This is a genomic window from Halomonas sp. McD50-4, from assembly GCF_022348135.1.
GTDB classification, from domain to species: domain Bacteria; phylum Pseudomonadota; class Gammaproteobacteria; order Pseudomonadales; family Halomonadaceae; genus Vreelandella; species Vreelandella piezotolerans.
In genome coordinates, this window is record NZ_JAKRFG010000005.1 from 23,828 (window position 1) to 36,119 (window position 12,292).

Genomic DNA, 12,292 nt, shown 5'->3' on the forward strand with positions numbered 1-12,292 from the left:
GCTTGCATCGCCCCCACCTCGGTGGGGGCTTTTTTTTGCTCGGGTGCCGAGATTAGAAGGCGCGGCGGCGATAGAAACGATACTCCGGCGACCAGCACGCAGACTCGATACGCTCGCGCAGCGCGGTACCGCTGGTTTTCAACGCGACACCGTTTTGCTGCGCCTGTGCCGCCACCTCAAAGGCTATCGATTTGCTAATGTCACGGATGCGCGACAGCGGCGGCAGCAGCGCGCCTTTACCCTCTTTCACGAGCGGTGCTTCACGCGCCAGCGCCCTTGAGGCGCTCATCAGCATCTCATCGGTGACCCGGTTGGCGTTCGCGGCAATCACACCCAAGCCAATGCCGGGGAAGATATAAGCATTGTTGCACTGGGCAATCGGATAGGTGCGGCCGTTATACACTACGGGGGCAAACGGGCTACCGGTCGCGACTAACGCTTGGCCATCGGTCCAACGAATCACGTCTTCTGGTACCGCTTCAGCCTGCGAGGTGGGGTTGGAGAGCGGCATGATGACCGGATGCTCGCAGCCTGCGTGCATGGTCCGAACGACTTGTTCGGTGAAGATACCGCGCTGACCGCAGACACCAATCAGAATCGTTGGCTTGATGTTGGCAATGGTCTCTTCAAGCCCTTGGCCATTCCACTCTGCGACCAGGGCAGGGTCATGAGCTAAGCGACGCTGAAAATCCCGCTGCCACGACTGATCCGTGGTCATGAGCCCTTCACGGTCGACGATGAAGATACGTGCCCGTGCTTCGGCTTCGGTCAGACCTTCGGCTTCCATGGCCACGACCACCTGCTCGGCAATACCACAGCCAGCAGAGCCGCCGCCCACGAAAACCACACGCTGCTGGGCAATCGTCTCTTCACGGGCTTGGCAAGCCGCCATGAGCGTACCGACCACCACAGACGCCGTACCCTGCACATCATCGTTAAAGCAGCACAGTTCGTTACGATAGCGCTCTAGCAGCGGTACGGCGTTAGCCTGAGCGAAGTCCTCAAACTGCAGTAGCACGTTCGGCCAGCGACGCTTCACGGCACAAATGAATTCCGCCATGAAGGCATCGTACTCTTCCTGACTCACCCGCTCATGACGCCAGCCCATGTACATCGGGTCATCCAGCAGCGCCTTATTGTTCGTTCCTACATCGATCATGATGGGCAGCGTATAGGCCGGACTAATCCCGCCACAGGCGGTGTAGAGCGCGAGCTTCCCAATCGGAATACCCATGCCGCCGATGCCCTGGTCCCCCAGGCCCAAAATACGCTCGCCATCGGTGACGACGATCACTTTGACGTTATCTTTGGTAGCACTGCGCAGAATGTCATCCATATGCTCGCGATCGGGGTAGCTAATGAATAGCCCCCGGTGATTGCGATAAATATTGGAAAACTCCTGACACGCCTGCCCCACCGTCGGCGTATAGATAATCGGCAGCATTTCCTCCAGGTGCTCTGACACCAGCCGGAAATAGAGCGTTTCGTTATCGTCTTGAATGGCGCGTAGATGGATATGGCGTTCGAGATCGCTATGGCACTGCTGGTACTGACGGTACACACGCTCCAGTTGGTCGTCGATGGTTTCGACTTTTTGGGGTAGTAGCCCTATCAAGTTAAACGCCAACCGCTCCTCTTGAGTAAACGCGCTGCCTTTGTTCAATAGCGGCATTTCAAGTAAAGAAGGACCGGCGTAAGGAATGTATAAGGGGCGTTTACTCGTCGTAGACATAGGCACTCTCTTTTTATGTCAATTGCTGTTGCAATGCAGCAACGCTGGGCGTTGGCGGCGTTTGAGCGTAATGTAACATGCTAGTACGACAAAGGTGGAAGAGACATAAATAAAGGGCATAAAAAAAACGCCTCAGTATTGCCGAGACGTTTTCTAGACGCCACTAATGTCATTCTTCTAACAGCTTTTGGCGACGGGTCGACGTCCCGATTCCCCATCAAAGAAGAACGGGCGCAGCTTAACACCCACCATATTCCCGGCGAACGCCGCCACCATCCATACCCAGCCGTGGAGGCTGCCAGAGGCAATACCGCTGAAGTAAGCGCCGATGTTACAGCCAAAGGCCAAGCGGGCGCCGTAACCCAGCATGATTCCACCGATCACCGCGGCCAGTACCGATTTCAGTGGAATGCAGAAGTTGGGTGCAAAACGCCCTGCCAAGCTCGCGGCGGCCAAGGCGCCAAGCATAATGCCGACGTTCATCACCGTGGTAATGTCGCTCCATACGCTGGCTTCCAGCGCGGCGGCATTGCCAGGCGATTGCCAATAGCCCCACTGGCTCACATCGCCAGCGACTAGCTCAAAGCTCTTGGCGCCCCATAGCGCAAACGCGGAGGTGATCCCCCACGGACGCCCCGCCAATGCCAGCGTGGCAAAATTCAGCAGTGCCAGCGCCACCGCGCCGGCTACCAGCGGCCAAGGACCCGACAACCAACGCTCACTACCCGGTTTATCCACTACCGGTGCCTGCTCCAAATGGCCATGGCGGCGCTTTTCCATCATCATTGTGAACGCAGCAATCGCGGCAAACAGCACCAAGCTAATGCCGATGCCTCCCCCTACACCAGCGACATTGACCAGCGATACCGGTTGGAAAGCAGGCAGGCTTTGCCACCACGCAAAGTGAGCGGTGCCAATCACCGAGCCGACAATGAAGAACACCAGGGTAATCAGCATGCGCGCGTTACCACCGCCTGCGGTGAAGAGCGTGCCAGAGGCACAGCCGCCGCCTAGCTGCATACCTACCCCGAACAGAAAGGCACCGACCAGCACTGACAGACCAATGGGGGCAACGAAGCCACTCACCTCGGTACCAAACAGGCTGCCCGCGCCGAGCGCCGGTAAGAACAGCACCACCGCAATCGCCAGCATGATCATTTGCGCCCGCAGCCCACGACCACGGCGTTCGGTAATGAAGACCCGCCACGCGGCCGTAAAACCAAACGCCGCATGGTAAAGCACCATGCCCAGCAGCCCGCCCACGATCATCAGCAAGCCGATATTAGCGCTGAACACCACGCCAATGACCAGCGAACTCAGCACAATGGCCGCCGTCGCTAAAAGAGGCACGCGATAATCGATCGGTGCCGACGTTGAGGTCGTTGCCATAATTCACCTATAAGTAACGCCAAAAGCGCCTGCAATAGCGAGGCGCTTGGCTAATTTTGAGCATAAATTATTGAACTATCGCTTTTGAGCAATAGTACTTATACAGTAATTATCATCCTAGCGCTGGCCGTAGAATGCTGAAAATTCTTAATTGGGCAGAACTTATGCTTTTAAAGAATATTAAACGAACCGCCCCAAGCCAACCGCAGAACGTAACCGGTCCATCGTGACCGTCGCCTCTTCTCTGGCACGCTCGGCGCCTTTTTGAAGTACGGCTTCGATATGTCCGGGATCTTCCATCAACGCATTATAGCGCTCCCTTGGCTCACTGAGATGCGCGTTGAGGTAATCGAACACTCGGTCTTTCGCCTCCCCCCAGCCAATGCCTTCAGCGTATTGCTCGCGCATATTCGCCGTCTCAGCATCGCTGGCGAAAGCAGCGTAAATCTGGAACAGCGTGCAGGTATCAGGATCTTTTGGCTCACCCGGCTCGAGCGAGTTGGTTTTGATTTTTCGCACCAGCTTTTGCAGCTTTTTCTCGCTAACGAACAGCGGGATCGTATTGTTGTAGCTCTTGGACATTTTGCGACCATCCAAGCCCTTCAATACCTCGGCCTTTTCGCTCACCACCGCTTCTGGCTGAGTGAAGTACTGACCTTTGAAAAGGTGATTGAAGCGACCCGCGATGTCTCTCGCCATTTCAATGTGCTGAATCTGATCGCGCCCTACCGGCACCTTGTTGGCGTTGAACATCAGTATGTCGGCGGCCATCAACACCGGGTAGCCAAACAGCCCCATGGTGATACCTTTATCGGGGTCTTGGTCGCCCGCTTCTTCGTTCTCGGCCACGGCGGCCTTATACGCGTGAGCACGGTTCATCAACCCTTTCGCGCAGACGCAGGAGAGCATCCACATCAGCTCAGGGATCTCATGGATATCCGACTGACGATAGAAAATGGCGTTGTCGGTATCCAGACCCAGCGCCAGCCACGTGGCCGCAATCTCTAAACGCGACGCTTGCACACGCTTGGGCTCTTGGCACTTGATCAGCGCGTGATAGTCAGCGAGAAAATAGAACGACTGCACGCTCGGGTCTTGGCTTGCTTCGATGGCAGGCTTGATAGCGCCCACGTAGTTACCAAGGTGCGGCGTTCCGGTCGTGGTAATCCCGGTCAGCACGCGGGTTTTGGCTGTCTGACTCATGATCTGAATCCAACTGAATGAAGGTCAAAAACGATACGCTATTGTACGCTTATTGCCAAACCACCGCTGCCTCTGCTCCTACTTCATGAGGGTTTTCGCGGCGAATGAGCAGCGGCGCACTTTGTGCGACCACCGTCCCGCTCCCTTCGAAGGTGGCTCCCATGGCCATGACCCATCGCTCGCTATGGTAAATGACCGGCATATAGAAACAGCTGTGATGGGGACAGTGATGCGATGTCGATACTTTGGCGTGCGTGCCATACTCCTCAAAACGTGCCGTCTCGGGCGCATCCAGCAGTGGAGCGCCCTGCCAATCGAGTTCCTCCCAACGGGCCAAGGCTTCTGACGCCGCCGTTTCAGATCGCATTTGCGCCTGTATCGATGCACGAAAGTTACCTGCCAAGCGCTCGTCGATCAGTGCCGTTTGCATACTGACGAGCGCCATGACCAACGCGCTGGCCAGCAGTACCATGACGATGACCAAAGCCGCGCCCTGCTGTTGCTTCACTCCGCTCTTCTCCATGGTTATTCCCCTTGGGGTGCTAGTAGACTGGCACGGTGCGTTACATGAAAACGCAATTCGCTGCCGCCGGGGCCTAATGGCAATGACACGAGGCTATCGGCGCCGTCAGCCATTTGGCTTCCCAACGGTACATCGCGTTCGCACGTACTCGTCGAGGGGGTGGCAAAATTGACCATGGGTTGAGCGCGCGACATGTCTTGCAACGTACAGCGGCACTCTTTGGCGACGCTCTGGCAACGTAAATGATAAAACGCCTGCCCCGACGCATCATAAGGCCCCTGCCGTCGCAGGGTTTGTGTCATCGTCGTCACTGCAAAAATCAGTGCTTCCTGCTGGCGACTCAGCATATCGACATGGCGATGGGTTTTCAGCGTGCCTAGAAATAGCTGCCCTGCCCCTAATACGATGACTAGCCCTATCGCCATCGCTACCATGACTTCCGTTAGGGTAAAACCGCGCTGCCTTTCCTTTAGCACAGAGACTCCTTGACCCTTACTTCAAAGCGGTAATAAGAACCGATACTCCATTCTGCCCCCGTTCTCATCCTGGGGCGTATCGAGTTGCACCGTGACATCGAACTGGCAGCCCGACCGGGCAATCCCACTTTGGCCCGGATTCACGCTATGTCGTAGAGGAGCCCCCTTCGCCAGAAACCAGGCGTCACGCCACGCGTTTTCAATCGAGGCGACCGGTACGTCTTGGCACGCTTCTATATGAGAGATGGCGGCCCACACACGCTCTTGCGCGTCCAATGCAGCCACGGAGGCCAGCGACCGTTGATAACCACTGTGAGCGCTTTGCATCGATTTCAGCTGCATTGCAGCCACACTGAGCACTCCCACTGACAAAATGACGAGCGCGACCAGCGCTTCCACCATAGAGAGTCCTCGCTGGTGTGTCTGCATTACCAACAGACTACCGGCGTGCGCTCGCCGCGCGCATTGAGTTGAATATCGCCATGACAGCCATCGGCCTGAGGGGTGGTCGCAGTGAGAAGAAAACCGCCGTCTCTCTCCCCCCCTGCCGCGACAGAAAGGGTGTAGTTGCCATCAGGCGACGTCGTGGTGATGGCACAGCCGGTGTAGTTGTATTGACGAGAGTAGCAGCGCTCCATTTCAGAAGCGGCTTGCAGCAGCCCCGCATGCGCATCAGTGCGAAGCGAGCGTTCTACATAGCGTGTGTAACTGGGATAGGCGATACCTGCGACGATGCCAATGATGGCCACGGCAATCAGCATTTCGATGAGGGTAAAACCTTGCTGGTGAGTCTCCTGCTCGCCAGCAAGGGAAAATGAAGGGCTAGGCACCGAGTCAGCTCCTGTATCGGTTAAACCATACTTCGAGTATGTCGGAAACCGATACGCTTTGCATCACTCGCTGACGTCTATTCACTCACGCAAGTTCACCGATGAGCGCTTCAGCACACTCATCTTGTAAAGCGCGTTACTCGCTGACGATCACTCGTTCACGCAGCTCTCTTGGCATCGAGAACGTAATCGTCTCTTCACGCCCCTGCAGTTCGACAGGGGCTTCCGCGCCCAGTGTCTGCAACTTATCAATGACGCCTTTGACGAGCACTTCAGGGGCGCTCGCCCCGGCAGTGACGCCAATACGCTTGACGCCATCGAGCCAAGTCGCATCAATTTGCTCAGCGTTATCGATCAAATAGGCAGGAGTGCCCATTCGCTCGGAAAGCTCACGCAGCCGGTTGGAATTCGAACTGTTGGGGCTGCCGACCACCAAGACTAGGTCGCTATCCGCCGCCAACTCACGCACCGCGTCCTGACGGTTTTGGGTGGCGTAGCAGATATCGTCCTTACGCGGCCCCTGGATGTCGGGAAATTTTTCCCGTAGCGCGTCGATCACCTTGGCGGTGTCGTCCATGGAGAGTGTGGTTTGCGTCACGAACGCCAGTGCCGAGGGGTCGTCCACGACTAAGTTGGCCACATCCTGCTCGTCTTCGACCAAGTAAATCTTGCCGCCATGGGAGGTGTCGTAGCGCCCCATGGTGCCTTCGACTTCCGGGTGGCCTTCATGGCCAATCAAAATGCACTCCTGGCCGCGCTTGGCGTAGCGCAGCACTTCCATATGCACTTTGGTGACCAGCGGGCAGGTGGCATCGAACACCTTTAGGCCACGCTGTTCTGCGTCTTGCTGCACCGCGCGGGAAACGCCATGGGCGGAGAAGATGACGATCACATCGTCGGGCACTTCGTGAAGCTCTTCAACGAAGACCGCGCCGCGTTCACGTAAGGTTTCCACCACGAAGCGGTTGTGCACCACCTCATGACGCACGTAAATCGGCGGACCGAAGACATCCAGCGCACGGTTGACGATATCGATCGCGCGGTCGACGCCCGCACAAAACCCGCGCGGGTTGGCTAGCTTGATCTGTACGGGCTGAGATGACTCTGATGACTGCATAAAAGCGCCTTGATGCAACCTGCATCGCTCAGGAAATTAGTGTTTGGTGATCGGCGTGACGTCGAGCACTTCGACATCGAATGTCAATGTACGCCCCGCCAGCGGATGGTTGAAGTCGACCTCGACGCGGTCACCATCAATGGCTTTGACCACGCCAGGCAATTCCGTTCCCGCTTTGTCGGCAAACGACATCACCATGCCGATCTCAGGCGATTCGTCACCAAAGTCTTCCCGCTTCAGCGTTTGAATGTTCTGCGGATTGTGTTGGCCAAACGCATGCTCTGGCGTGATATCGAACGAGCCGTTCTGGCCTGCGGCCATGCCTTTGATGGGATGCTCGAAGCCGGGCGGCAGATTGCCATCGCCAAATTGGAACGTCGCTGGCGCTTTCTCTTTGGTGGAATCGACGACCGTGCCATCTTCCAGCTTCAGGGTAAAATGCAGGGTGATTTCCATCCCATCGTCAATTAGGTAGTCCATGGTGCCTCACTCATTGATGTTAAGAAGAGGATGACTGCGCGGCTTTCTTACGCCGACGCTCACCCATGACCGACTCCCAAATCAAGCCCACGGCCCCTAGGGTAATGCCGATATCCGCCACGTTAAAGGCAGGGTAGTACCAGCCCGCCGCATGGAAGGAGAGAAAATCCACCACATAGCCGTGGATCAAGCGGTCGTACAAATTGCCCAACGCGCCTCCGATGATCAGCGGCAGCGCGATGGCCAACAGCGTCTCATCGGCGCGCACCCGAGATAGCCACACGGTGAGACCGATACTGGCACCGATGGCAATCGCCGCAAAGAACCAGCGCTGCCAGCCGGGATGCTCGGCTAAAAAGCTAAACGCCGCCCCCGTATTATGCAGCAACGTGAGGTTGAAAAATGGCAGCACCTCGACCGGCTGAGCATAGTTCAGGAAATGGCTAGCGGCGTACTTGGTGGCCAAGTCCACTACGATGATCGCGACGGCAAGCCACAACCAGCGCAGCGGCCGCCGCATGGGCGGCCGCTGGGAGTGTAGATCGTTCGCTGAAGAGGCGTTAGGCATAATGACGAATCTCACCGCTACCGTCGGGTAAATTACTCACGCAGCGGCCGCACAGGTCAGGATGCTCGGCAATGCTGCCTACGTCCGCCCGATGATGCCAGCAGCGCTCACACTTGGCGTGCTCACTGGCACTCACCGCGACCTTCAGACCAGCAAGCTCGGTGCTTTCGGCATGGGCGGCCTTTGCGAGCGGCGCTAAATGCACTTCACTAGTGAGCATCACGAAGCGCAACTCGTCGCCAAGCTTGGTTAACGTTGCGTGCAGCTCCTCATTGACGAACAGCGTCACGTCGGCCGCCAGGCTGCCCTTGATCACTTTGGCATTACGCGCGTCTTCCAGGCACTTGTTCACCGAGTGCTTCACTTCCAGCACCTGCTCCCAGAACGCCCGGCCCATTTCGGCACCCTCGTCCAGCGTGGAGAGGCCAGTGTAGTAGGTCTCCAGCAGCACGCTATCGCCACGCTCGCCGGGGATATGCTCGAAAATCTCTTCGGCGGTGAAGGACAGAATCGGCGCCACCCAGCGACTCAGCGCTTCCACCACGTGATAGAGCGCGGTTTGCGCGCTGCGGCGGGCCAGCGAGTCGGTTTGGGTGGTGTACTGGCGATCCTTGATCACGTCCAGGTAGAAGCCGCCTAGCTCCCGGGCGCAAAAGCCGTGCACCTGCTGATACACATCCAGGAAGCGGTACTCCTCATAGGCGTTTTCGATGCGGCCTTGAAGCTGTGCGGCACGGTCCACCACCCACTGGTCCAGCGCCAGCATATCGCCAAACGCGACTTGATCCCGCGCGGGATCGAACCCGTTCAAGTTGGACAGCAGGAAGCGGGCAGTGTTACGGATACGGCGATAGACATCGGCGGTACGCTTGAGGATTTCATCCGAAACGGCCATTTCACCGGAGTAGTCGGTCGAAGCTACCCATAGGCGCAAGATATCGGCCCCCAGCTTATCCATCACGCTTTGCGGCGCGACCACGTTACCAATGGATTTGGACATCTTGCGGCCCTGGGCATCCACCGTGAAGCCGTGGGTCAGCAGCTGGCGATACGGGGCATGACCATCGATCGCTGCACCGGTGAGCAGCGACGAGTGGAACCAACCGCGGTGCTGGTCGCTACCTTCCAGGTATAAATCTGCCCGCGGGCCGCTTTCATGACCGTGGGGGTGCGAGCCGCGCAGCACATGACGGTGGGTAGTGCCCGAGTCGAACCATACGTCCAGCGTGTCGGTGACTTTCTCGTAATCCGACGCCTCTGCGCCGAGCAGCTCGGCGGGGTCGAGCTTGAACCATGCCTCGATGCCCTGCTGTTCCACGCGCTTGGCGGCTTCTTCCATCAGCGACACGGTGTTCGGGTGTAGCTCACCGGTTTGCTTATGCAGGAAGAACGGAATCGGCACGCCCCAGTTACGCTGACGAGAGATACACCAATCTGGGCGGTTGGCGATCATGCTGTGCAGGCGCGCCTGACCCCAGGCCGGGGTAAACTCGGTGGCCTCGATACCGGCCAGCGCACGCTCGCGCAGAGTCTTGCCATCTTTGCCTTTGATATCCATGCCAACGAACCACTGGGCCGTGGCGCGGTAGATCACCGGCGTTTTGTGGCGCCAGCAATGCATGTAGCTGTGGGTGATCGGCGTATGGGCCATCAGCGCGTTCACGTCACGCAGCTTCTCGATGATGTTCGGGTTGGCTTTCCAGATCATCTGGCCGCCGAAGAACGGGAGGTCATCGGCGTAAACGCCGTTGCCCTGTACCGGATTCAGCATGTCATCAAAGCTCATGCCATGCTCACGGCAGGTGACGAAGTCATCCATACCGTAAGAAGGGGCAGAGTGAACGATACCGGTACTGCCGGCTTCAGACTCGACGTAATCCGCCAGATAGACCGGCGAGAGACGGTCGTAGAACGGGTGGCGGAAGTTGATCAGGTCCAGGTGTTTGCCCTGAGTCGTCGCGACCACCTCGCCTTGTAAACCAAAGCGCTCTAGGCAGCTCTCGACCAGCTCTTCGGCCAGCAGCAGCAGGCGCTCACCGGTATCCACCAGCGCGTAGGTGAAGTCGGGGTGAACGTTCAGCGCCTGGTTGGCGGGAATGGTCCAAGGCGTAGTGGTCCAGATGACCACCGCCGCAGGCTTGGCCAGCTCGCTCAGACCGAACGCCGCTGCCAGCTTGTCGGCGTCTTCCACGGGGAAGGCCACGTCGATGGCATCGGACTTCTTGTCAGCGTACTCGACCTCCGCCTCGGCCAGCGCCGAGCCGCAGTCGAAACACCAGTTCACCGGTTTCAAACCTTTGAAAACGTAGCCCGCGTCGACCATGTCGGCCAGCGCGCGGATTTCACCCGCTTCATTGGCGTAATCCATGGAGCGATAAGGGTGGTTCCAGTCGCCAATGATGCCCAGGCGCACGAAATCCACCAGCTGGGTTTCGATCTGGGCACCGGCGTACTCCCGGCAAAGCTCGCGGGCTTTATCGGCAGCCAGGTGCTTGCCATGGGTGGTTTCCACCTTGTGCTCGATGGGCAGGCCGTGGCAGTCCCAGCCGGGCACGTAGGGCGCATCGAAGCCCGCCAGGTTTTTGGACTTGACGATGATGTCCTTGAGAATCTTATTAACGGCGTGACCAATATGGATACTGCCATTGGCGTAGGGAGGGCCATCGTGCAGTACGAACAGCGGCGCACCCGCACGGGCGTCGCGCAGGCGCTGGTACAGGTTCATGTCCTGCCACTGGGAAACGCGCCCTGGCTCCTGCTTCGGCAGCATGCCGCGCATGGGAAAGTCGGTTTCTGGCAAGTTTAGCGTATGCTTATAATCCATAGTCCGGTCAGCCGTCGTTTGTATCGGCGGCGTCATCCGCCGAAGTGAAATCAGAAGAAGCGGTCTCACGCCCAAGCGGGGCCGAGGCCAGCGGAAGAGAGAGTGCAATGCCAGTCTCCACGGCCGCAAAGTAACGGCGCGCCCTGGCTTGGTCATGGTGAATCTGTGTTTTCAGTGCCTCGAAATCGTCAAACTTCACTTCCCCCCGTAGCCGTGCGCAGGGGTAAACCGTCAGCCGCTGGCCGTACAAATCGCCCGTAAACGCCAACAGGTGCACTTCCAGCGTGGGGCGTTTGGCTCCCACCGTGGGCCGAAAGCCGACGTTCGCCACGGCGGGATAGCGCTCACCGCTGGCAAGCTCGGCCACGACCGCAAACACGCCACGCAGCGTCAGCGGCTGGGGCAGCAGCGGTAGGTTCGCGGTTGGCACGCCAATGGTGCGCCCCAGTTGCTGGTCGCGCACCACGCGGCCATGCAGCGAGTAGGGCCGGCCCAACAAACGGGCAGCTACGTCGAAGTTGCCGCTGGCCAGCAGGGTGCGCACACGGGTGCTCGACACGCGCTCGTCATCGACTTTAAAGGTGCGGGTGTGCTCGACGCCAAAACCGTGGGTACGCCCGACCGCTTCCAACAGGCTGAAGTCCCCCTTTCGGTCGCAGCCAAATCGAAAGTCGTCCCCCACCACCAAGTGCTTGACACCCAACCCCTCGATGAGCACTTGATCGATGAATTCACGGCCGGTCAGGCTACGCAGCGCATCGTTGAACGGCAGACAGAGCACCTGCTCGGCACCGTGGTCGCGTAGCAGACGCACCTTTTCGCGTAGCCGTGTCAGGCGAGGCGGCGCTTGATCACCGGCAAAAAACTCGCGGGGCTGAGGCTCGAACACCACCACAGTCAGCGGAACGCCCAGGCGCGCAGCGTGCTCACGGCACTGTTGCAGGATCGCCTGATGCCCCCGGTGCACCCCATCGAAATTACCAATGGTCGCCACGCAGCCACGATGGGACGCTGTCAGATTGTGCAGACCTCGAATGACGTGCATGGCACCCCTGTTTTAAAAGCGTTAGATTTTAAAAAGCGCTGGCCGTGATCAAAGCGTTTGATTATAACGAACACGCAGGCCAGGTGCAGGAGTAGATCATCACCC

At 58.2% G+C, this 12,292-nt stretch carries 12 protein-coding genes; all 12 read right to left on the minus strand.

Annotation, left to right across the window (positions count from 1 at the left end):
- Positions 1-52: 52 nt before the first annotated feature.
- A complete protein-coding gene (locus MHM85_RS07605) occupies positions 53-1,732 on the minus strand; it encodes an NAD-dependent malic enzyme (protein ID WP_239285555.1) in 1,680 nt (559 codons plus the stop codon).
- Positions 1,733-1,909: 177 nt separating this feature from the next.
- Positions 1,910-3,121, minus strand: a complete 1,212-nt coding sequence (locus tag MHM85_RS07610) for a YeeE/YedE family protein (RefSeq protein WP_239285557.1) — start codon at positions 3,119-3,121, stop codon at positions 1,910-1,912.
- 180 nt (positions 3,122-3,301) lie between these two features.
- Positions 3,302-4,324: a tryptophan--tRNA ligase gene (locus tag MHM85_RS07615; protein WP_139525723.1), complete on the minus strand. Its 1,023-nt coding sequence runs from the start codon at positions 4,322-4,324 to the stop codon at positions 3,302-3,304.
- A gap of 49 nt (positions 4,325-4,373) precedes the next feature.
- A complete protein-coding gene (locus MHM85_RS07620) occupies positions 4,374-4,847 on the minus strand; it encodes a PilX N-terminal domain-containing pilus assembly protein (protein WP_239285559.1) in 474 nt (157 codons plus the stop codon).
- Between the two features lie 2 nt (positions 4,848-4,849).
- Entirely contained in the window at positions 4,850-5,323 is a 474-nt protein-coding gene (locus MHM85_RS07625; RefSeq protein ID WP_239285561.1) for a prepilin-type N-terminal cleavage/methylation domain-containing protein, read from the minus strand.
- A 21-nt stretch (positions 5,324-5,344) separates the two neighbouring features.
- Positions 5,345-5,752 carry a type IV pilus modification protein PilV gene (pilV, locus tag MHM85_RS07630; protein ID WP_239285563.1) on the minus strand — a complete coding sequence of 136 codons (408 nt, stop codon included), beginning with the start codon at positions 5,750-5,752 and terminating at the stop codon, positions 5,345-5,347.
- Positions 5,752-6,153: a type IV pilin protein gene (locus MHM85_RS07635; RefSeq protein ID WP_289073317.1), complete on the minus strand. Its 402-nt coding sequence runs from the start codon at positions 6,151-6,153 to the stop codon at positions 5,752-5,754. Before MHM85_RS07635 ends, pilV begins: the two co-directional genes overlap by 1 nt.
- A gap of 136 nt (positions 6,154-6,289) precedes the next feature.
- The gene (ispH, locus tag MHM85_RS07640; protein WP_239285565.1) at positions 6,290-7,270 is read right to left on the minus strand and encodes a 4-hydroxy-3-methylbut-2-enyl diphosphate reductase; all 981 of its coding nucleotides are present in this window, start codon (positions 7,268-7,270) and stop codon (positions 6,290-6,292) included.
- A 36-nt stretch (positions 7,271-7,306) separates the two neighbouring features.
- Complete coding sequence (gene fkpB, locus MHM85_RS07645) at positions 7,307-7,750, minus strand: FKBP-type peptidyl-prolyl cis-trans isomerase (protein WP_139525727.1); 444 nt, start codon at positions 7,748-7,750, stop codon at positions 7,307-7,309.
- A 19-nt stretch (positions 7,751-7,769) separates the two neighbouring features.
- The gene (gene lspA, locus MHM85_RS07650) at positions 7,770-8,318 is read right to left on the minus strand and encodes a signal peptidase II (protein ID WP_139525728.1); all 549 of its coding nucleotides are present in this window, start codon (positions 8,316-8,318) and stop codon (positions 7,770-7,772) included.
- Positions 8,311-11,142 (minus strand): isoleucine--tRNA ligase, encoded by a 2,832-nt coding sequence (ileS, locus tag MHM85_RS07655; protein ID WP_239285567.1) that lies wholly within the window; start codon positions 11,140-11,142, stop codon positions 8,311-8,313. Before ileS ends, lspA begins: the two co-directional genes overlap by 8 nt.
- 7 nt (positions 11,143-11,149) lie before the next feature.
- Positions 11,150-12,187: a bifunctional riboflavin kinase/FAD synthetase gene (gene ribF, locus MHM85_RS07660; protein ID WP_219861816.1), complete on the minus strand. Its 1,038-nt coding sequence runs from the start codon at positions 12,185-12,187 to the stop codon at positions 11,150-11,152.
- Between the last annotated feature and the right edge of the window lie 105 nt (positions 12,188-12,292).

Excerpts from the sequence above, each read along its gene's own strand:
- ispH (WP_239285565.1), bottom strand. The coding sequence starts at position 7,270 with ATGCAGTCATCAGAGTCATCTCAGCCCGTACAGATCAAGCTAGCCAAC.
- MHM85_RS07605 (WP_239285555.1), bottom strand. The coding sequence starts at position 1,732 with ATGTCTACGACGAGTAAACGCCCCTTATACATTCCTTACGCCGGTCCT.
- MHM85_RS07610 (WP_239285557.1), bottom strand. The coding sequence starts at position 3,121 with ATGGCAACGACCTCAACGTCGGCACCGATCGATTATCGCGTGCCTCTT.
- MHM85_RS07615 (WP_139525723.1), bottom strand. The coding sequence starts at position 4,324 with ATGAGTCAGACAGCCAAAACCCGCGTGCTGACCGGGATTACCACGACC.
- ileS (WP_239285567.1), bottom strand. The coding sequence starts at position 11,142 with ATGGATTATAAGCATACGCTAAACTTGCCAGAAACCGACTTTCCCATG.
- pilV (WP_239285563.1), bottom strand. The coding sequence starts at position 5,752 with ATGCAGACACACCAGCGAGGACTCTCTATGGTGGAAGCGCTGGTCGCG.
- lspA (WP_139525728.1), bottom strand. The coding sequence starts at position 8,318 with ATGCCTAACGCCTCTTCAGCGAACGATCTACACTCCCAGCGGCCGCCC.
- ribF (WP_219861816.1), bottom strand. The coding sequence starts at position 12,187 with ATGCACGTCATTCGAGGTCTGCACAATCTGACAGCGTCCCATCGTGGC.
- fkpB (WP_139525727.1), bottom strand. The coding sequence starts at position 7,750 with ATGGACTACCTAATTGACGATGGGATGGAAATCACCCTGCATTTTACC.
- MHM85_RS07620 (WP_239285559.1), bottom strand. The coding sequence starts at position 4,847 with ATGGAGAAGAGCGGAGTGAAGCAACAGCAGGGCGCGGCTTTGGTCATC.